Raw genomic sequence first — 20706 nt, 5'->3', positions numbered from 1 at the left:
GACTTTTAAACTAACTAACCAACCAAACTAAACGGTTTCGCCTAACCAGGCTTTCATCATCCAAACCGTTTTTTCTTGTTCTGTAATAAAATCACTCATCATGGAATTTGTACCTTCATCATTTGCTTCGTCCGACTTATTTAAAATGTCGCGTTCAATATTTAAAAGTTCTGTAAGCGACTCTACGATAAGCTGGACTGCCCTTTCATCTTGTGAGATAGCTTTACCAATGGGCACCTGGGCATTTTTTAAATAATCTTCAAATGTGTGCAATGGTGTTTCACCAAGCGTTAACACACGTTCGGCTAACATATCAACCTTCATATTGGCATCATTATACAACTCTTCAAACTTTACATGTAAATCGAAAAAGCGCTTCCCTTTAATGTTCCAATGGATACCTCTTAAATTTTGATAATATATTTGAAAATTAGCCAGTAAATAATTTAAATCTTTAGCTAAGGCTACTGCCTTATTGGACTCTAAGCCTATACTGTTTAATGTCATTATCATTGCTCTTTTATATTTACCACAAATTTAATTTATAATAAAGATGTATTTCGATAAATTTTATTGATAGTTTTTATATCTTTATAGCCTAAATTAATACCTATGACTATTACCCAATTATATTACGTTTTGGCTGTTGCAGAAAACCAAAACTTCACAAAGGCTGCCGAAAAATGCTTTGTCACGCAACCCACCTTAAGCATGCAAATACAAAAGCTTGAAGACCAGTTGGACGTTCAAATTTTCGATCGTAGCAAAAAACCCATCGAATTGACTGAGGTTGGAAAAAAAATTGTAACACAAGCCAGAAATATTGTTAACGAATCTTATAGAATTCAAGATATTGTAGACCAACAAAAAGGGTTTATTGGCGGCGAATTTAAATTAGGCATCATACCAACGGTTATGCCCACCTTACTGCCCATGTTCTTGAAAAGCTTTATAAAGAAACACCCTAAGGTTAAACTTAAAATAGAAGAGCTTACCACCGAGGAAATAATCAATAAAATTAAGGATGGTCATTTAGATGCCGCTATAGCCGCCACCCCACTAGAGGAAGAAGACATTAAAGAACGTGTCCTCTACTTTGAACCTTTTGTAGGTTATATTCCCAAAAACCACAGATTACATGCAAACAAAACTATAACTGTTGAAGATTTAGATTTAGATGATATGTTATTGCTGGAAGACGGCCATTGTTTTAGGGATGGTGTTATTAACCTTTGTAAGGTATTTAAAGACAATCCCGACGATAAATTCCAATTGGAAAGTGGAAGCATTGAAACGCTTATAAAACTTTCAAATGAAGGCTTGGGCATGACCTTACTCCCCTATTTACATACATTGGATTTAGGTGAAAAAGACACTGAAAACATTCACTATTTTAACGAACCTTCGCCAGCCAGGGAAGTTAGTCTCATTTATCATAAAAGCGAACTAAAAATGCAGATCATTGAAGCTCTACAGGATATTATATCTGGTATTATTAGAGGAGCCATAGCTTTTCAAAATGTCAAGATTGTTAGTCCGCTGTCTAAAAATTAAAAGTTTTTGATTGTCCATCATTACCCATAACGTTAGGCCACTCTGTTTCAGGCTCTCGTAATCTTGGTTTTAGTACATAACAAAAATCCCTTTACATATTAATAATGAATTGAATATAAAGACCTCACAGGTTTTAAAACTTGTGAGGTCTAAAACTATCTTTTACCGTTGGCTCTAAATATTGATCATCAATTATGGATAGAATCTAAAACAAGTCTTCATAAGCACTTCGAACACCTCAGCAACCATACACGTATGTCAATTTAGATTAACAAAAAAAAGCGACTTAAAGTCGCTTTTCTAATTTTTTTATGGTTTTAAATAAATTAAACATTGGGTTAATTCTGGGTTTTGCTGTACAAGAGATTGAATGAACACTTTAAGCTCTTCAATTTCGTAAGGCAATAAACGGGTTAACGCCTTTTGTACTTCTTTGCAAAACAGGGTAGTGTCGAAACTGACTTTCTTTAGTACAGTTTTTGTATACTCAAGCATTGCTCTTGCCATAATTAGTATTTAGGATTTTGGTTTGAAAAGTAATGGTATACTATAGGCATCGATTTTTAAATTCAACATCTAAATTTAATAAATAATTACAAACTTAGATTTATTTTTTAAAATTTTAACAAATTAAAATCGGTTATCACCATCTAATAAATCACCTAAGCCTCCTAAAATACTACCTTCACCCTTATCTTTACCTCCGCCTCTAGGAGCCGATGCCAATACCCTACCTGCCAATCTGCTAAATGGTAATGATTGGATATACACTTCACCGGGTCCTTGTAATTTAGCAAAGAACAATCCCTCGCCTCCAAAAATGGTATTCTTGATGCCTCCCACAAATTCAATATCGTAATCTATATCTTGGGTAAACCCAACTATGCACCCGGTATCGACTCGTAAGGTTTCGCCTGGCTGCAATACTTTTTTAGCCATAGTCCCTCCGGCATGCACAAAAGACATACCATCGCCTTCCAGTTTTTGCATGATAAAACCTTCGCCTCCAAATAACCCTCGCCCCAATCGCTTAGAAAACTCAATACCTATGCTTACACCTTTCGCCGCACATAAAAAAGCATCTTTTTGGCAAATAAACTTACCGCCATATTGCGTAAGGTCTATGGGGACTATTTTTCCAGGGTAAGGCGATGCAAAAGACACCTTGCGTTTACCATTTAAAATATTATAAAAAGCGGTCATAAACAGGCTTTCACCGGTTAGAATACGTTTTCCGGCACCTAATATTTTGCCCAAAAACCCAGAATCTTTTTGTGAGCCATCTCCAAAAATGGTTTCCATTTTAATGCCATCGTCCATCATCATAAAGCTCCCTGCCTCGGCAACTACGCCTTCTTGCGGATCGAGCTCAATTTCTACATATTGCATTTCTTCACCGTAAATGTTATAGTCTATTTCGTGTGCTGTCATAATATTGTGTGTTGTTAAGTTGTTTGTTGTTGACTTGTTTATATGTTGATTTGTTCTATATTTTGTTACAGATTTAGGTTAAACTTTAAGGTTTTGTATTTTTTGCAATTCTGAGATAACACTTTCCAAACATGTTCTATACATATTCATTACAGTTAGCCCTTTCTGTTCCTATAAAGTTCAATTGCTTTTAAATAATTTAATGCACCTTCCTCAGTCAAATTATGAATAAACCCATCTAGTTCAGAATGATGGATACTAGTCCAATTAACCAAAGAATCACGTTCTCTTTGCCAAACAACCCAATCAGAATTCGGGCATTCTAATACCTCAATATTTGAAATTTTATCAGATTCAAAATAAAATTTGTATTTACAAGTCAAGGGATTATTTTTTAAAAATTCATATCTCAGAGAACCTGATGAAACTATTGCTATTATTCCACTATTCGCTTCCTCTACATTAATTAATTTGTAAGTTGGTTGAAAGATTGAGTCCCATTTAAACAATTCATAAAAACTATTTTGTGAATATAATGTCGAATAATCTCCTTCACCCATTGAAATACTATCACAAATCAACTCTTTTACAATTCTGAAATCTGAATTATCATGTGCCTGATAGTACTTAATTACCGTCTCCAAATGTGATAATTTTTTATGATTGCAACTTATTAACAAGAACACAATTGCTAATAAAATTAAATGATTTTTCATGAGTTCACTTCTAATATCTAAAACTTCTAGCTTCCAACTTCTAACTTCTAACCTTAATACTCCACTTAAATGTAAAGGCAGATACCTCTTCTCCTTTTTCATTAACCCCAACTGATGTCATCGCAATGGTTTGCCCTTCATTGGTTTCAACAGCTTGCTTTATTGTCTCATCAACCAAACCTCCATCGTTGCATGTGAAAGTGATTTTACCTGTTGCTTTTTTTGTAAATGTTGCCTTATTGGAAGTCACCAACATTGAAATTGGCTTACCAAAAGTTTTAATCTTATTCATTACTAAAGCACCAGTGGTGAACTCGGCCGCCATACCCTGAACTGCCCAAAACATGGATTTAAATGGGTTTTGATTAATCCATCGGTGTCTTACCGTTACCACACAAGTATTAGCATCGATATGCTTGGTGCGTACACCACATAAGTAAGCCGACGGCAATTTAAAGATGGTGAAAACATTTAATTTTCTGGGAGTTAAGTGCATTGCAGAATGTTTAATTGATTCACTAAATTATGAAATAAAATCATAGTATTAAATGTTAATTTTTTGTTAATTTTTAGTACTTTGTATTGCATAATACCTTCTTTTAGATATATATTTGCATAAGATAATATTATATGTTTTAAAAATCATGCTAGATAATCATCAAAAAAACATCGCCACATTTATCCATTTATCGACCTTTAGTAGGTTTATAATACCCTTTGGCAATTTTATTGGCCCTTTGGTATTATGGATTTCCAATAAAGAGAAATCGGAGTTTATAGACAATCATGGCAAACAGGCCATAAACTTTCAGATGAGTATTTTATTGTATGCTATTATTATAGGTACGATTACCATTCCGCTTTTTATTTTTAAGATATTGGGCAATCTGGATTTTATTGATTTTAATGGCTTTCATGATTTTCATATCAATATAGGCAAGCCATCACCACTACTTTATATTGGAGGTGGTTTGGGTGTCTTAATGATTATTGCTTTTATTGTTGAATTGGCCCTAATCGTTAAAGCGAGCCTTAAAGCTCGAGACGGAGAGCCATACAATTACCCATTAACCATTAATTTTTTAAAATAATATGACAAATTAGTACATAACGTGCGTTAGGCCTGCCTGCCAACAGGCAGGGATTGCAATGAAAATCCTTTTGGGTATGGATTCCTGCCTTCGCAGGAATGACAGAACAAAAAGATTGCAATGTAAAGCCCGACCTTGACGGTAACCGTAAGAATAACACCCAACTTCTAGATAGCATTCTGAACAGGTTCAGAATCACTAGAAGTAAAACATAAAAATTTCATCATCAATCAATCATCAATCAATGATCAATCAAAAAATGAACAGTTTCATCATATTAAAACGCTTTAGAACATGAAGATAGAAAACACAAAAGCACAAATGCGAAAAGGGGTACTGGAGTTCTGCATACTTTCGGTCTTAAAAGACGACGACGCTTATGTTGCGGAAATTTTAGACACCCTAAAGGACGCAAAGTTGCTGGTAGTAGAAGGGACTATTTATCCCCTACTAACGCGACTTAAAAACGCAGGACTTTTAAATTACAGATGGGAAGAATCGACCTCTGGACCTCCAAGAAAATATTATGGTTTGACCGAAACGGGCAAACTCTTTTTAAAGGAATTAGATAGTACTTGGAACGAACTACAAAACGCAGTAAACATAGTAACAAGCCAAAAAACAACAAAGAAATGAATAAAACAGTCAACATAAATTTAGCAGGTATATTTTTTCATATCGATGAAGATGCTTACTTAAAATTGCAGCGCTATCTTGAGGCTATAAAACGTTCATTTACAGACTCACAAGGGCGTTCTGAAATCATTGCCGATATTGAAGCGCGCATAGCCGAACTTTTTAACGAACGCGTACAACACGACAAGCAGGTGATACGCTTAAAGGAAGTAGACGAGATTATTACCATTATGGGGCAACCGGAAGATTATCTGGTGGACGACGAAATTTTCGAGGACGAGCCAAAGGCTTCGTACAAAAAACAATCGTCACCTTCCAAAAAATTGTTTAGGGATACCGACAACTCTTATATAAGTGGTGTATCATCTGGTTTGGGACACTATTTGGGAATTGATGCCGTATGGGTTAGGTTGCTATGGATTATATTAACCATTGGTTCTGGAGGTTCTTTTATATTCATTTATATTTTGTTTTGGATTTTAGTTCCCGAAGCCAAAACCACTGCCGAAAAGCTAATGATGACGGGCGAACCTGTTAATATTAGCAACATTGAAAAAAAAATCAAGGACGGCTTTGATAATGTTTCGGATACGGTAAGCGATGTAGCCAAAAATGTAAAGGAATCGGTTAGCGGTGCTGCCAAAAATGTATCGGATGCCGCCAAAAATGTAGACGTTAAAAAACAGGCCGGTTCCATAAAATCGTCATCAAAAACATTCTTTGATACTATTGGTGACATTATCTTGTTTTTCTTTAAGATTTTTGCCAAGTTTATTGGTGTCTTCTTAATGTTTATTGGTGCCGTAACGCTTATTGCCTTAATTATAAGTCTGTTTTCGGTTGGCGCAGTCAATATTTTAAATATCCCTGGAATAGAATATGCCAATATTGTTAATGCGGCCAATACCCCTATTTGGTTAGTTTCATTGTTAACCTTTTTTGCGGTAGGAATCCCTTTTTTCTTTCTGTTCTATCTGGGACTCAAAATATTGGTGACCAATTTAAAATCCATTGGTAACATTGCAAAATTCACGCTACTGGGTGTATGGTTAATTTCGGTTATTATGCTAACTGTTTTTGGTATCAGGGAAGCCAGTGAACATGCTTTTGACGAACGGGTTATTGAAAAACATGAGTTGAATATTTCCGCTAACGATACTTTAAACATTAAGATGGTTAATAACGACCTTTATAAAAACACAAGATATCACAGAAGCTCTTTTAAAATGGGGAATAACGAAAATGGAGAACGCGTCATCTATTCATCAGATCTAGCTATTATAGTTAAATCAACTTCAGATTCTTTAGCAACCTTAAGTATTGAAAAAAGTGCAGATGGCAGAAGTTTTGAAAAGGCTATAGAGCGTGCCAGAAATATAGATTACCTCTACAGTTTTGAAAACAATACCTTACTATTGGATTCTTACTTCACCACTGCTGTTGAAAATAAATATAGTGACCAAGAGATTCGCTTAACACTTTACCTACCTGAAGGCTCTGTACTTAAGAGCCATCCAAACTCTAGTTCTTTTTTCTATAGCAGAGGCTACAATGGCTCTATTGTATCCTATAAGGACGCTAACCATTATTTAAAAATTCTTGATGGTGACATTGAGTGCCTCGATTGTCCTGAAGAAGAAAAATTTGAAGTGGATGTTGATATTAAAGGCGATGATTCCAGCTTAAAAATAAACAAAGAAGGGGTTGAAGTAAAAGCTGACAGTTCCAGTTTAACCATTAAACGCAACAATATAAAAGGCAGTACAGAATCTGTTAACGTTAGCTTGGATAGCACTGGGCTTTCGGTAAAATCTAAGGACGATTGATCCTGATGTAAAAATCAGGATGAGTTTTGCTTTCTATTTTAGTTTCACCATATAAACTTTTAAAATAGTGTTTTACAAACGGTTCAGCATAGAAAAACAACAAGTCGGTAATTTAAATTTTTATCAATAAAACAATCGTTAGACCTTTAACAAAAGATAAATTACTAATCATCAATCATTAATCAAAAGATGCTGAGTCTTCAGCATAAAAAAACGAACAGTTATGACAACTTTAATCAAAATTATTGTAACCTCCTTATTGAGCTTAACACTATTCTCCTGTAACTTCGATTTAAATTTTGGAACAGGGGTACGTGGCAATGGCAACGTTTTAACAGATGAACGTACTATAAACGGTGACTTCTCTACCATTAAAGCCTCTGAAGGTTTAGATGTATACCTAACCCAAGGTGACAGCAAAAGTATTATTGTTGAAGCCGATGAAAACCTGCACGACCTTATCTTAACCGATATTGAGGATGGCGTCTTAAAAATCCACACCAAGCAAAATATAGGAAAATGTAAATCAAAAAAAATCAAAGTAAGCTTTAAGAATATTTCAGAGATTGTTGCTACTAGCGGTAGTGATGTGTACACGACCAATGTTATTAATGTAGAAACCCTTAACTTAAAAACCACTAGCGGCAGTGATATGAAACTAGCTGTAAACACGACTACATTACATTGCGAATCGACCAGTGGAAGTGATTTAATATTATCTGGAAAGACCAACACTTTAATAGCTAAAGCAACCAGTGGCAGCGACATTAAGGCTGGCAACTTAATTGCCCAATCCAGTGAAGTGAAAGCCACTAGTGGCGCAGACATTACCATAAACACCGCAAAGGAACTTACGGCCAGTGCCTCAAGTGGTGGGGATATAAAATATTATGGCAACCCTGAAAAAGTGGATAAAAAAAATAGTGATTCCGGGAGCATAAAAAAGAAATAACCAACCATAAAACAACCAATCGATTATAAACGGAAAGGTCTTCATGCAAATGAAGACCTTTTTTTTGACTAATTCTCCCGAACGGCCAATTGAAAGTAGATTTCTATGGTATCGTGTACCGAAATAAGGCCGAATAGTTTTTTAGGTGGTTTTAAATTGTAATCAGACATACTTATGGCCAAATCTCCCGTAACAAGCATGCCTTTATTTTTTTTAAATTTTACGGGTACCTTATGCCTTTTAGAGATCCCTGCTATCTCAATATCCAAAGCGGCCAGAACATCATCGGATTGGTCTTCTAAATCGCTAATCTCATTTAAAAACAAGGATATTTGAGGGTACTTATTGGATTTCAATATTTTTTGAAAGTCACTGTTAATGCCTTTTCCTCCACAATCGAAACAATCGTTATCCAAAATCAAGGCCGTTTTTTCAAAAACCATTCTATTGCCCACCTTTTTGTAAACCACTTCAATTGGGTTATTAAGTTTAAGGACATTAAATCCACATGTAAATGTATTGATGTTTGTTGTCCCCCTAACCAGTAACGAACTTTCTGGGGTTACAGTAACCGAAGTGTTTTTAAATGTGGTGTCACTAGCTGTAAAAGCCATCAACATTGCTATTGAAATAACAAACAGGACCTTATTTACAACTCTTAAGTTCATCAAACTAATTTAAAAACCTTTATTCTATATAATATAACTAAAAAAACAAGTCTCTAAGTATATGTCAATTTAAACATTTTATTAATTGATCACCTTACTAAGAGACTTGTCTACCATTTAATATTTAGAAGCTAATTGCTGCTTCTAGCATGAGTCCATTAAACTTACCGTCATCCAATAGAGATCCTACTGCATATCCATCGTAAGTTTGGTTTACATACTCAGCTTTTAGTAAGATGTTCTTGGTCATAAACCAACCAGCACCTAACTGGAATCTATCAACAGTTACATCGCCACTATTCTCTTCAGCATCTACAGTATTGTATCTAGTACCTAAGTAGAAGTTTTCTGTTTCACCAAATCTGTAAATAAGCTCACCTGCTATCTGTGTTACATTTCTAGTATCGCTATCTCCTAAAGATTTTCCAGAAACAGTTTCAAAAGTTCCGAAGAATTCCAATCCACCATATTTCAAGAATGGGTTAAACATAATGGCTGTTACACTATTTTTAAAGCTTGGGTTAAAGCGACCTGATCTGAAATTATCTTTTGTTGCATCTGCAGCTTGCATTACATTATAATATCTTGATCCTGCTCTATCTGCACTGTATAGATACAAACTTGGCACATATCCTGTATTGTATAATGATCCTGTTAATCTGAATCTAAAGTCATCATTAATCTGTTTGTCATAGCCCAATTTGGCTAAGAAAGAAGCGCCTCCTGTACTACCATTCTTTTCAACAACAGACTGGTTTAATTTACCATTAGCAAACCCAATCATTCCTAAAAATCCACTTTCACATTGATAATACAATTCTGCACCAACCTCTGTTGTAAATGAATCCATAATTAAGTTACCAACAAATGGGTTATAAATGGTTTGTGCATTATCACTTCTTCTAAAGTGGGCATCACCATAGTTGGTTTCCATATGCCCTATTTTAACAGTCACATTGTTCATAAGGTCACCCAAAAGTCCTTCGCTAATAAAGTCTAGGTTATCTATTTGAAAATATCCGCCTTTTACGTAAGTCTCGTGGTGGTGACGTGATGATAAATACGTACGTAAGTGCATTCTAACACCTTTTGCCAAGGCTACATCTAAATCTAAATTTGCTGTAGCTAAGTTAAAGTTAGCTCCAATTTCTGCTAATGCTGTTGTCCCTGAATTTTCGTGGTCTACAGCTTGATATTGCAATGTAGAAGAACCACCTACCCTAACCTTAACACCATTGAAAGTGCTTACTGTATCCTTCGGAGCCTCAAAAACGTTGACACCACGTTGATCGGGCTCCCGATAATTGTCTAAACTTCTATTCTGAGCATAGAAACTAAAACCCGTTAATATTAGTGCTAGTAATATTACTTTTTTCATTATTGATTTCATGATTTAAAAATTTAATTATTAGTATTGGTTTATTTAAAAATTGATTCGAATTTTATCGTTAATGCATCCCCTGTGGTAATTGTTCCAAATAATGCTGTTGGTGGATCTACATTAAAATCGGTCATCTTAATGTCTTTCTCTCCTACAAGCTTAACCGTACTTCCATTTATTTGTACTTCAAGTTTTAATGGGATATTTTTTTTGGTTCCAGCAATGGTAAGGTCTCCATAAGCTTTTACTTCATATTTATTACCGCCTAAAGACTTCACTTCATCTACTTTGGTTAACTTAAAACTTACCTTTGGATATGTATTGGTATTTAAAGCCTTGTAAGTGTTTTTGTCCATCGATTTCTTTCCGCTTTTTAGAGTTTCAACAGGGATCTCTACTTGCAATTGCTCTATTTCACACCCTTCTAAATTGGTAAAAGACAACGCACCATTAAAGCTTTGGGTAACAATATGCCAATCGTGTAAACTAGACGTTCCATAAACGGTCAATGAAGATTTCCCTGTGTCTATTTTAAACGCCTGACTAAAGCATAAACTGGAGAACAAAACGGCACTTAGAAAACTAATTATTGTGCTTTTTTTAATTAAAGGTCTCATAACATTGCTTTTTGTTTAAGCAAAGTTCTATCATAAACCAATATTAAAATATGATTTTTGTCATCTACAAAAAAATTGTTTGTATTGAACAAATAAAACAAACAAAAGCACTCATAACCAATGCATTACATAAGACAAAACAAAAACAGCCCAGACGAATGCCTGGGCTGTTTTTGTTTTAATCTATTTCTTTACACTATTTACATTTAGTTCTTCTTAAATGTTTTAGACTGTTTTAAAAACATATTTGTATCTCCATTTTCAAAAGGTACTAATGTAAAACCATAAGTATGCTTTTTATTTCCTAACATCTGATATTCCTTTTGTGGTCTAGCGCCCCAACTATCATCACCACCTACGCCACGCTGTCCTAAATCGATGTTCAACTCCACCAAATTGCGTTCTTTAATGTCTATAGTATGCTTGCTGTTGTTAAACTCTGGAATACCATCAATTCTATAGGCCTCATCTTTGGTTGCCGCATTCCCATAATTTAAATCGGATGCCATATCGAAATCCTCCATAGGCATATGTAAAGCACTTATTCCAAGCCCTTGCTCCAGTGAGTTGGCCACCACCAACAATCCATTTTTATTTTCATTTGAAAGCGCTACCCAACGCACATCTGTTTTATAGCCATTCTCTTGCGGACGGATATAAGGCACATACTGGTCTTTTACTTGAGATTGGTATACATCGATAAAAGCAGAGGCTTTTCTATCGATATAATTTTCCCAAGGTCCTCTACCAAAATACACCATATTATTATATGCTTTTGGCAACTGCATACGCATACCTATTCTTGGTGCGTCTGCTCTATAAGAGGTTATATCCAAAGTATTCTCTACCTCAACTACTCCAGTGCCATGTACACGGTATGTACTAAAGCATTGGGTATCTACTCCAGGCAACTGGTAAGTGACTTTCAACTCTACAATATTGTTGACAACTTGCTCGGTTTTAATGTCTGTTACTTTAGAAAACAACGATGCTTTCTTCCATTCAATATTGTTTTTGTACATTTTATTCCCCGCATCATTGTCGGTCACCGCTCTCCAAAAATTGGGCTTTGGCCCTTTGCCATCCAATAATAATTCTGACCCTTTATAGTTATACGAGGTTAAACGCCCTTCGGCTATGCTAAACTCTAAATTACAGATAGCATTATAGATTTTCACACCATTTTTATCTTCTTCAACTTTTAGGGCTGTTCCAGAATCCGTTTCAATAGGTTGGCTTTTATAAATGCGATCTAACCTAATCTGTTCATGAGCCACTTGAAACCCCTTAGGCAAAAGCCCCCAATCTTGTTTGGTTTGCGCTTCTATCTCTAAAAAGTATTCGGTATTGGGCTGGTAGTCCACATCACTTAAAGCTACTCTAACCAATTTTCCGGTGTGGGTTTCTACATTAATGGTTTCTATAGGTATTGTCTTTAATAATTTCCCATCTGCTTTAATATAAGCTGTAATGTCGAACTGGTTTAAGTTGGTAAAGTCGTATAGGTTTTCAACCAAAATACGGTACTCGTTATGCCTGTTAATCCCTTTGGGTTTGAAATTGATAAACTCATGGGCTTTTTTAACTTCATATAACCCGGGTTGTGGTGTTCTGTCTGGAAATACAATACCGTTATTTAAAAAGGTATTATCGGAAGGCATATTTTCGCCATAATCACCTCCGTAAGCATAATACCGTTCTCCAATTTGATTAGTTTTCCAAATGGATTGGTCTACCCAATCCCAGATAAATCCTCCTTGTAAATTATCGTATTGCTCGATAACATCCCAATAATCTTGGAAATTCCCTGTACTATTTCCCATGGCATGGGCATACTCACTAGGGATAAACGGCCTATCGGTTTTACTCTTTCCAATAGCTTCAAATCTAGCAGGCGATGGATATTGTGGTACGATTATATCGGTATTCCAATCCATATCGTACAAGCTTCCGTCGTAGTCTTTATAGGGACGTTCGTACTGAACTGGTCGCTTGGTTTTATCTTCTGCTTTAATGGCTTTATAGCCCGCATAAAAATTAACCCCGTTACCGGCTTCGTTACCCATAGACCAGATAATAACCGATGGATGGTTTTTATCACGCTCTACCATACGCGTCATTCGGTCTACATGCGATTCTTCCCAATTTTCCTTTTTAGCCAAAGAATGGTCTCCATAATACATACCATGTGATTCTATATTGGCTTCATCCACAACATAAATACCATGCTTATCGCATAACTCATAAAATCGTCTTCCTCGAGGATAATGACTTAAACGTACGGCATTGATATTGTTTTCTTTCCATAAACGAATGTCTTTTAAAATCATTTCTTCAGACATCACATGCCCTGTTTCGGGATCTGCTTCTTGGGTATTCACCCCTTTTAAGGTAATGCGCTGTCCGTTTACCAAAAGCAATCCGTTTTTAATCTCCACACTTCTAAACCCTATTTGGGTAGATGTTGTTTCTATCAGTTTACCTTTTTTATCCTTTACTTCAATGATTAAGGTATAAAGGTTAGGATGTTCTGCACTCCAGGTTTTTACTCCATTTATAGTGGCTTCAAATGAAACCGTACCTGACGCATTCTTTGCGACTGAGCTATTTTGACTGCCTTGCTGAACAACATTTTGCCCATCCAATATGTTGTATGAGACTTCAATATTCTGATTTTTAGTTAAATGATTCTTCAAAACGACATCCAACCCAAACACACCATTTTCATAACCTTTCTCTAAAGTTGAAACCACTTCAAAATCCTGAATTCTAATTTTAGGCTGTGCATAAACAAATACATCGCGTTCAATACCACTAATTCTCCAAAAATCCTGACACTCTAAAAAGCTCCCGTCGGTCCATCTAAAAATTTGAAGGGCCACTGTATTCTTTCCTGGTTTTGCGTATTTGGTAATATTAAATTCGGCCGGCAACTTACTGCCTTGTGAATACCCAACATACTTGCCGTTAATCCAAACAAAACCACCAGACTTCATGGCTCCAATATGCAGGAACAATTCCTTACCATCCCAATCTTGGGATATGGTAAAATCCCTGCGATAGGAACCAACCGGATTATATTCGTGTGGTACTTTCCCTGGATATTTTGGATAAATTCGATCCTCAAACTCGATATCGCTGGCAACCGGTGCTTTATAATCTGCAAACTCATATTGATGGTTTACATAGATTGGTACACCATAGCCTTCAACCTCCCAATTGGAAGGTACCTTTATATCGTCCCAAGCACTAACATCTGTTTGTGGCTGCATAAAATCGGTAGGTCTATCTTTTGGTGACCGCACCCATTTAAATTTCCAAACACCGTTTAAATCTAGCCTGTATTTAGGGCTGTTATTTTTTCTGTTTTCTTCGGAAGCAAAAGATGTGAAAGAGGCATGTGCATCTTCTTTGTTTTCCGAAATAACAGTTTCATTTTCAATATAATGATAAATACTTTCTGGATTGTTCTGTGCAAACCCATAACTACTTATCAGTAGGCAAATAATTGCATTAATTGTACTTTTCATCTACTAATTTTTATAAAAATAATTGACTATTTAAATTACTGTTATTAAAGGCATCGATAGCTTACAGAGGTTTTATAATATAAGAGAACTTTAAATCCTGAGGTTGAATCTGGTATTCCTTATGAGCCATTTGTCCCCAGCTATTATCTCCTCCTACGCCCATTTGTTTGTAATCGATATTGATATTTACCAGATCGCGCTTTTTAATATCGGTGGTATGGCGCTGTTGTTTGCTTTCTCCTGCATCAAAATCATCGTTATACTGATGGTGTGCACTAAAATTCAATAGATCTACTCCTGATACTTCTATACCATGTCCTTCACTATTTGTAAAAGAAACCCAACGTACATCTGTTCTGTTTCCGTTTTCCTGCGGACGGATATAAGGGAAATACAACTCTGAAACAGGTGCCTCGTACAAGCCTACTAGGGCTGATGTATACCGATCCTGATAATTTTCATGAGGCCCTCTACCAAACCACTTAACGGCCTGATACTCGTCTTTTACAATAAAATTATTACCGAATTTGGGAAGGACTGGCAGATCGGATGCTACACCCGACAGGCTAGTTTCTACCTGTAAGGCACCTGAGGCATTAACTATATAAGTGATTGCCACCTCTGCTTTTACAGCTGGCAATTCATATTTGGCTTGTACCTTAACGGTATTATTGGGAGTCGCCTTTGCATCTATGGATATCAGCTTCTGCTCTTTGGTTGCCGTTTTCCAAGTCCCTAATTTTTTAGGCATTCTGAAACCAAAATCATTATCGGTGGTAGCTCTCCAAAAATTAGCTTGTATCCCTTGAAGAAGTATATTGCCTTGACCATAATCTATAGTGGTAAGGGCTCCTGAAGTTTTATCGAAAGCAATATTAAAGCCTGTTCCTGATATGGCAATCGTATTATTTTCTGAGTTTAATTGTATTGGGTCTCCACCGTCTTGTAATACCACATTAGCTTTGGGGTTGGCCAACTCAAATTGCTCGTAAGCTACTATGTGGCCCTGGGGCACTAAATCGGTAGCCATTTTGGTTCTTGCATAAATATTTAAGTGGTATTCGGCATTCTTGTTTTGCATGGTGGGTAAATCTACTTTAACTTTCTTCGATGCATATGGCGCTATGTCTAAAGTCGGTAAATCCCCTTTGGCTATTTCTATACCATTTTCTAATAATTTCCAAGAAAAATCAAATGCTTCAAGATTTGTAAAGTCATAAATATTCTTTATTTCTACTTCTCCTGTATTTAGGTTTGATGGCTTGAACTTAATATACTGATATACTTTTTTAACCTCGTATAGTGATGGATGTGCTGTCCTATCGGGATTTACAATACCATTCAAACAGAAATTCTTATCATTCTGAAGATCGAACCCACCAAGATCACCGCCGTAAGCCCAGTACTTCTCTCCATTTTCGTTCTCGGTTAAAAGCCCTTGGTCTACCCAATCCCAGATAAAGCCTCCTTGCATGATATCGTATGCTTCGATAACATCCCAGTAATCCTGTAAGTTCCCTACACTGTTCCCCATGGCATGGGCATATTCGCACTGGATTAAAGGACGGGTATTTTCGCTTTCGCTATATCGTATCATACCTTCAATACTCTGATACATAGGGGCTGTAATATCGGTATTCTCATAATTTAAAGCACCTTCGTATTGGGTTGGCCTGGTGCTATCCTGTTCTTTTAGCCATTCGTAAGTGGCGAAAAAGTTCTGACCATTACCGGCTTCGTTCCCTAAAGACCAGGTTACGATACAAGGGTGATTTTTATCACGTTGGTACATTCTTATGGTTCGGTCCATATGCATGGCTTTCCATTCTGGTAAATAGGCTGGGTGCTTTTTTTGTGCTTCCAAATTATTGTCCAATCCCTGGTTAGTGGCGCCCATACCATGACTTTCAATATTAGCCTCATCAATCACATAGAACCCATACTTATCACATAGCCTGTAAAAAAACGGATTTTTGGGATAGTGACTACAACGAATAGCGTTTAGGTTATTTTGTTTCATCACTTCTAGATCCTTTATGGTCAAAGCCTCGGTAACCACATGGCCTTCGGTATCGCTATGATCGTGTAAATTGGCTCCTTTTATTAGAACAGCTTTCCCATTAACCAAGAACTGACTGTTTTTAATGGTTATGTTACGGAAACCTACCTTAACTGCTGTAGACTCTCCGTTCACCGTTAACAACAGTGTATATAGGTTGGGATGTTCTGCATTCCACGTTTTAACCTCTGGTATGTCTTTGGCAAAATCAACCGTATTGCTTCCCGGTTTTAACTCCATTGTTTTGGTTTCGGCATAGACTTCATGAGCCCCATCCAATAACTTTACGGCTATTTCCTTTGCTACGGCGGCTTCTGTTTTGTTATCTACTTTAAGCGATACATTGAATACACCGTCCTTAAAATCATTGGTAAGATCTGCTGTTACCTTAAAATCCCTCAGGGTTACTTTATTGGTGCCATATACATATACATCGCGTTCGATACCGCTCAATCGCCAAAAATCCTGGTCTTCCATATAACTGGCATCAGACCACCGCATCACCTGAACGGATACATTGTTGGTTCCCGATTTGACAAATTTTGTTATATTAAACTCGGCCGCTGTTTTACTGCCTTCGTTATAACCTACCTGCTGGCCGTTCACCCAAACATACATGGCACCGCTAACACCGGCAAAATGTAAATAGATGTCCTTGCCATTCCAGTCTTCCGGTATTTCAAAATTACGCTTGTAACTTCCATTATTGTTCATGTTGTGGGGAATGTAGGGCGGATTGGCCGGAAACATATACTTTACGTTGGTATAAACAGGAATGCCATAGCCTTTTATTTCCCAGTTGGATGGTACTTCGATGGTGTCCCAACCTTCAAGGTCAAAATTATTTTTATAAAAATCGACTGGTCTTGCCTGAACGCTATCGGCATAATAAAAATGCCAGGCGCCATTCAAACTTTTATACAAAGGTGAGTTATTCCAGGATTCGTTGTCCAAAGCAGATTGGGCATTAGTATACTTATAAAAGGAAGCCGTTGGTTCCTCTCGGTTAATTTGAAAAACCTCAGGGTTTTCCCATTCTGGATTTTCCCAGTTTCCTGCTGTGTAAATGGGTTTTGTAATATCCTTTTCCTTACATGAAAACAATGCCATTAATACTAAAAGTATACATACCTTTTCTAACTTCATTCTATTTTATTTTATTAAGTTTAACCTTTAAGCCCCAAAAACAGAGAAGCTTTAAAAATTTCATTGCCAAATATATTATACTTTAAACAATTGTTTAGCATTTATATTAAACTATTTCTTTGATTGTATTTGCTTTATTTCCTGCATTAAGCTTTCAACCATTTCTGGGTGTGCTTCAGCTAAATTATGTTGCTGTCCCTTGTCTTTCTTCAAGTTATATAATTGAACAAGCGTATCCCTTCCAGTCTCTATATTAACCCATTTATTGGTCATTTTAGATCCTTTATGGGGTGGTATAAGCACAAAATCCCCTTTTCTATACGCCGTGATATTGCTTTGTCCCAGTATAAGGCTTTCTCTACCCACATCTGATTTTCCTGTTAGGGCATCCAAAATATTTTCACTGTCTGGAGTTGTATTTGTTTGCCCCACCAATGCCGCTAAGGATGCTGTAAAATCTATTTGGCATACTAAAGCATCAGACACTGCTGGCTTTACTTTCTTAGGCCATCTTACCATAAATGGTACTCGGGTTCCTGCATCGAACAAACTGTATTTCCCGCCTCTTAGTCCTCCTCTTGGCGTATGTTTTCCTATTTTAGTAACCGCATCGTCGTGATAACCATCATCCAATACAGGACCATTATCACTTGAAAAAATAACAATGGTATTATCTGCTAAATCCAGTTTATCCAATTCGTCGAACAACTGTCCAACAGACCAATCGGCTTCCAAAATTACATCGCCTCTGGGCCCTAAGCCAGATTTACCTGCAAAACGTGGGTGAGGTACTCTTGGGACATGTGGTTGATGTAAGGCATAAAACAAAAAGAAAGGCTCACTTTTATGGTCATTTACAAATTTTATGGATTCTTTTAGAAAATCATCGTTCATATTTTCATCTATAAATAAAGCCGATTTACCGCCTTTCATATAACCAATTCTTGAAATGCCATTGTGAATGCTCATATCGTGGCCGTGGCTTGGGTGCATTTTAAGCATTTCGGGATGTTCTTTACCTGTAGGTTCGCCTTCAAAATTTTCTCTGTAACTTACCTGAATAGGATCGTTAGCAGGATCTAACCCCACGACTTTATGATTTTGAACATATACCGAAGGCACTCTATCGTTGGTTGATGCCATGATATAAGAATAGTCGAATCCAATTTCGTTTGGCCCTGGAGACACATCTTTGTTCCAGTCCATATTGGCTCCTCCAAGTCCTAAATGCCACTTGCCTACTACTCCTGTAAAATACCCTGCATCATGCAACATGGAAGGTAAGGTTTGTTTTCCTAAATCGAATAACAATGGAGCATTCCCCGGTAAAACATGGGCTTTGTTTTTTCTGAATGGATAAATGCCCGAAAGCAACGCAAAACGGCTAGGGGTACATGTGGGTGATGTCGCATAACCATTTGTAAAACGGATGCCTTCGTTAGCAATTCGATCAATATTAGGTGTAATTAGTTCCGTAGAACCGTAACTACTCACATCACCATACCCTAAATCGTCTGCATAAATAACGATGATGTTTGGTTGTTCTTGTTTCTCTTCTTTTTGTTGGCAAGACCATAAGCTCAATATACTTATCGTCAAAATCATTGCTTTCTTCATATTAGTGCTTGTTATAGAGTGTTTATTAATTCTTTTTAAAATTTGGGTCATAATCTGGATTAAGTTCTTTGGGTATTGGCGCTTTTATTTTCCTTCTCCAATTATTCAACATCTCAAATAATTCCTTAGCCTTTTGTGGGTTAGACTCTGCTAAATTATGTCTTTCCCCTAAGTCGGTTTCTAAATTGTAGAGCTCGATGGCATCGTCTTCAAAATAGTGGTGCAATTTCCAATTATTGAATACTATTGTAGATCCTGGCCTTGTTCTAAACAATGGATCCCTTCCATCATCTTCATTGGGGTCATAGGCTTGCAAATATATTGGAAAGTGCCAAAACAACGGTCTTTCCTTTATTGACGCTCCTTTTAACAGAGGCAAAATACTCGCTCCATCCAACACTTTTTCAGGCAAGCTAACCTGGGCCATTTCCATAAATGTTGGGAAAAAGTCCATATTAACAATAGGGGTTTCATTTTTTGTGCCTCCTTTTATTATCGCAGGCCAGCGCACTATATATGGCACTCTAGTTCCGCCTTCATAATACGATCCCTTGCCTGCCCTAAGCGGAGCTTGATTTGAAGTTGCTCTTATACCACCATTATCAGAAGTAAATACCAATAATGTATTTTCGCTTAAATTTAAATCATCTAAAACCTTAAGCAGCCTTCCTATATTAGCATCTACATTTTCTACCATAGCGGCAAAAACAGGATTATCCTGCCCGTTGTTCCCTCCTTTTTTCTTATATTTTTTAATGAGTTCCTTTTTACCCATTAAAGGCGAATGAACTGCATAATAGGGTAAGTATAAAAAGAAAGGATTTGCTTTATTAGCTTCTATAAACTTTATCGCTTCTGTTGTTAATCTATCCGTTAAATTTTCTCCTTCGGGAGCCAATTCTAAATTCGGTAGCTTATTATACGGGGCCTCATAACCATTTCTACCTGGGTTCCCCCTATGGTTTCCCCCTACATTAACATCAAAACCATCGTTTAACGGATTGTCACTAAGATGCCACTTACCAAAGGTTCCAGTGGTATAGCCCGCCATTTTTAGCATTTCGGCCATGGTTACTATACTATCTGCAAGTGTATCGGTATTTGGCGTTGGAATAAGCTTTCTGGTTTGGGATTTCCCCCTTGCCGAAGGTGATACTGTATAAACGCCATGCCTTGGTGTATTTTGACCGCTCATTAAACAAGCCCTACTTGGCGCACAATTTGATGCCCCAGCGTAGCCTTGTGTAAAGACCATGCCTTCTGCTGAAAGCCTATCTATATTTGGGGTTTCATAATAATTACTGCCCATATACCCTACATCTTTCCAACCCAGATCATCAACATTTATGAATATAATATTAGGCTTTTGCTCTTCATATTTTGAACAAGACAAAATCCCCATTAGAGCATATAAAACTATTATTATTCTGCTCCCATATCCATTAAATATATTTGCCATAATTTTTATCATTACAACATTAT

The 20706-nt window shown here is 36.6% G+C and carries 17 protein-coding genes; 5 read left to right on the top strand and 12 right to left on the bottom strand.

Features of this window, described 5'->3' with window-relative positions; all coding sequences use genetic code 11:
* Nucleotides 1–27: 27 nt before the first annotated feature.
* Nucleotides 28–507, bottom strand: a complete 480-nt coding sequence (locus tag MR062_RS07895) for a Dps family protein (RefSeq protein WP_242203602.1) — start codon at nucleotides 505–507, stop codon at nucleotides 28–30.
* 105 nt (nucleotides 508–612) lie between these two features.
* Here MR062_RS07895 and MR062_RS07890 point away from each other — a divergent pair, with 105 nt between their 5' ends.
* Nucleotides 613–1554 carry a LysR family transcriptional regulator gene (locus tag MR062_RS07890; RefSeq protein WP_242203601.1) on the top strand — a complete coding sequence of 314 codons (942 nt, stop codon included), beginning with the start codon at nucleotides 613–615 and terminating at the stop codon, nucleotides 1552–1554.
* A 309-nt stretch (nucleotides 1555–1863) separates the two neighbouring features.
* On the opposite strand, the gene MR062_RS07885 is transcribed toward MR062_RS07890, so the two are convergent.
* The 4 genes from MR062_RS07885 to MR062_RS07870 form a co-directional block, all read right to left on the bottom strand.
* On the bottom strand, nucleotides 1864–2061 hold the full coding sequence (locus MR062_RS07885; RefSeq protein ID WP_242203600.1) for a hypothetical protein: 198 nt from the start codon (nucleotides 2059–2061) through the stop codon (nucleotides 1864–1866).
* Between the two features lie 123 nt (nucleotides 2062–2184).
* Nucleotides 2185–2985, bottom strand: a complete 801-nt coding sequence (locus MR062_RS07880) for a TIGR00266 family protein (protein WP_242203599.1) — start codon at nucleotides 2983–2985, stop codon at nucleotides 2185–2187.
* A gap of 155 nt (nucleotides 2986–3140) precedes the next feature.
* Entirely contained in the window at nucleotides 3141–3701 is a 561-nt protein-coding gene (locus tag MR062_RS07875; protein ID WP_242203598.1) for a hypothetical protein, read from the bottom strand.
* 40 nt (nucleotides 3702–3741) lie between these two features.
* Entirely contained in the window at nucleotides 3742–4197 is a 456-nt protein-coding gene (locus MR062_RS07870; protein ID WP_242203597.1) for a DUF4442 domain-containing protein, read from the bottom strand.
* Between the two features lie 148 nt (nucleotides 4198–4345).
* Here MR062_RS07870 and MR062_RS07865 point away from each other — a divergent pair, with 148 nt between their 5' ends.
* From MR062_RS07865 to MR062_RS07850, 4 genes are all read left to right on the top strand, one after another.
* Nucleotides 4346–4792, top strand: a complete 447-nt coding sequence (locus MR062_RS07865; protein WP_242203596.1) for a DUF4870 domain-containing protein — start codon at nucleotides 4346–4348, stop codon at nucleotides 4790–4792.
* A 294-nt stretch (nucleotides 4793–5086) separates the two neighbouring features.
* Nucleotides 5087–5428, top strand: coding sequence for a PadR family transcriptional regulator (locus MR062_RS07860; RefSeq protein ID WP_242203595.1), 342 nt, complete (start codon nucleotides 5087–5089; stop codon nucleotides 5426–5428).
* Complete coding sequence (locus tag MR062_RS07855) at nucleotides 5425–7254, top strand: PspC domain-containing protein (RefSeq protein ID WP_242203594.1); 1830 nt, start codon at nucleotides 5425–5427, stop codon at nucleotides 7252–7254. Before MR062_RS07860 ends, MR062_RS07855 begins: the two co-directional genes overlap by 4 nt.
* Before the next feature lie 223 nt (nucleotides 7255–7477).
* Entirely contained in the window at nucleotides 7478–8206 is a 729-nt protein-coding gene (locus tag MR062_RS07850) for a head GIN domain-containing protein (protein ID WP_242203593.1), read from the top strand.
* A gap of 68 nt (nucleotides 8207–8274) precedes the next feature.
* On the opposite strand, the gene MR062_RS07845 is transcribed toward MR062_RS07850, so the two are convergent.
* The 7 genes from MR062_RS07845 to MR062_RS07815 all read right to left on the bottom strand — a co-directional run bounded on the left by MR062_RS07845 (nucleotide 8275) and on the right by MR062_RS07815 (nucleotide 20683).
* A complete protein-coding gene (locus MR062_RS07845; protein ID WP_242203592.1) occupies nucleotides 8275–8874 on the bottom strand; it encodes a YceI family protein in 600 nt (199 codons plus the stop codon).
* Nucleotides 8875–8998: 124 nt separating this feature from the next.
* The gene (locus MR062_RS07840; protein ID WP_242203591.1) at nucleotides 8999–10264 is read right to left on the bottom strand and encodes a hypothetical protein; all 1266 of its coding nucleotides are present in this window, start codon (nucleotides 10262–10264) and stop codon (nucleotides 8999–9001) included.
* A 29-nt stretch (nucleotides 10265–10293) separates the two neighbouring features.
* On the bottom strand, nucleotides 10294–10872 hold the full coding sequence (locus MR062_RS07835) for a YceI family protein (protein WP_242203590.1): 579 nt from the start codon (nucleotides 10870–10872) through the stop codon (nucleotides 10294–10296).
* Between the two features lie 206 nt (nucleotides 10873–11078).
* Nucleotides 11079–14402 (bottom strand): glycoside hydrolase family 2 TIM barrel-domain containing protein, encoded by a 3324-nt coding sequence (locus MR062_RS07830; RefSeq protein WP_242203589.1) that lies wholly within the window; start codon nucleotides 14400–14402, stop codon nucleotides 11079–11081.
* A gap of 61 nt (nucleotides 14403–14463) precedes the next feature.
* The gene (locus MR062_RS07825) at nucleotides 14464–17607 is read right to left on the bottom strand and encodes a glycoside hydrolase family 2 TIM barrel-domain containing protein (protein WP_242203588.1); all 3144 of its coding nucleotides are present in this window, start codon (nucleotides 17605–17607) and stop codon (nucleotides 14464–14466) included.
* A gap of 111 nt (nucleotides 17608–17718) precedes the next feature.
* Nucleotides 17719–19224, bottom strand: a complete 1506-nt coding sequence (locus MR062_RS07820) for a sulfatase family protein (RefSeq protein ID WP_242203587.1) — start codon at nucleotides 19222–19224, stop codon at nucleotides 17719–17721.
* 25 nt (nucleotides 19225–19249) lie between these two features.
* Nucleotides 19250–20683, bottom strand: coding sequence for a sulfatase (locus MR062_RS07815; protein WP_242203586.1), 1434 nt, complete (start codon nucleotides 20681–20683; stop codon nucleotides 19250–19252).
* Between the last annotated feature and the right edge of the window lie 23 nt (nucleotides 20684–20706).

Origin of the sequence: Aestuariivivens insulae (assembly GCF_022662195.1) — a bacterium.
Classification (GTDB): domain Bacteria; phylum Bacteroidota; class Bacteroidia; order Flavobacteriales; family Flavobacteriaceae; genus Aestuariivivens; species Aestuariivivens insulae.
This window is presented reverse-complemented; position numbering and strand designations above follow the sequence as displayed.

Excerpts from the sequence above, each read along its gene's own strand:
- MR062_RS07895 (WP_242203602.1), bottom strand. The coding sequence starts at position 507 with ATGACATTAAACAGTATAGGCTTAGAGTCCAATAAGGCAGTAGCCTTA.
- MR062_RS07890 (WP_242203601.1), top strand. The coding sequence starts at position 613 with ATGACTATTACCCAATTATATTACGTTTTGGCTGTTGCAGAAAACCAA.
- MR062_RS07885 (WP_242203600.1), bottom strand. The coding sequence starts at position 2,061 with ATGGCAAGAGCAATGCTTGAGTATACAAAAACTGTACTAAAGAAAGTC.
- MR062_RS07880 (WP_242203599.1), bottom strand. The coding sequence starts at position 2,985 with ATGACAGCACACGAAATAGACTATAACATTTACGGTGAAGAAATGCAA.
- MR062_RS07875 (WP_242203598.1), bottom strand. The coding sequence starts at position 3,701 with ATGAAAAATCATTTAATTTTATTAGCAATTGTGTTCTTGTTAATAAGT.
- MR062_RS07870 (WP_242203597.1), bottom strand. The coding sequence starts at position 4,197 with ATGCACTTAACTCCCAGAAAATTAAATGTTTTCACCATCTTTAAATTG.
- MR062_RS07865 (WP_242203596.1), top strand. The coding sequence starts at position 4,346 with ATGCTAGATAATCATCAAAAAAACATCGCCACATTTATCCATTTATCG.
- MR062_RS07860 (WP_242203595.1), top strand. The coding sequence starts at position 5,087 with ATGAAGATAGAAAACACAAAAGCACAAATGCGAAAAGGGGTACTGGAG.
- MR062_RS07855 (WP_242203594.1), top strand. The coding sequence starts at position 5,425 with ATGAATAAAACAGTCAACATAAATTTAGCAGGTATATTTTTTCATATC.
- MR062_RS07850 (WP_242203593.1), top strand. The coding sequence starts at position 7,478 with ATGACAACTTTAATCAAAATTATTGTAACCTCCTTATTGAGCTTAACA.
- MR062_RS07845 (WP_242203592.1), bottom strand. The coding sequence starts at position 8,874 with ATGAACTTAAGAGTTGTAAATAAGGTCCTGTTTGTTATTTCAATAGCA.
- MR062_RS07840 (WP_242203591.1), bottom strand. The coding sequence starts at position 10,264 with ATGAAATCAATAATGAAAAAAGTAATATTACTAGCACTAATATTAACG.
- MR062_RS07835 (WP_242203590.1), bottom strand. The coding sequence starts at position 10,872 with ATGAGACCTTTAATTAAAAAAAGCACAATAATTAGTTTTCTAAGTGCC.
- MR062_RS07830 (WP_242203589.1), bottom strand. The coding sequence starts at position 14,402 with ATGAAAAGTACAATTAATGCAATTATTTGCCTACTGATAAGTAGTTAT.
- MR062_RS07825 (WP_242203588.1), bottom strand. The coding sequence starts at position 17,607 with ATGAAGTTAGAAAAGGTATGTATACTTTTAGTATTAATGGCATTGTTT.
- MR062_RS07820 (WP_242203587.1), bottom strand. The coding sequence starts at position 19,224 with ATGAAGAAAGCAATGATTTTGACGATAAGTATATTGAGCTTATGGTCT.
- MR062_RS07815 (WP_242203586.1), bottom strand. The coding sequence starts at position 20,683 with ATGGCAAATATATTTAATGGATATGGGAGCAGAATAATAATAGTTTTA.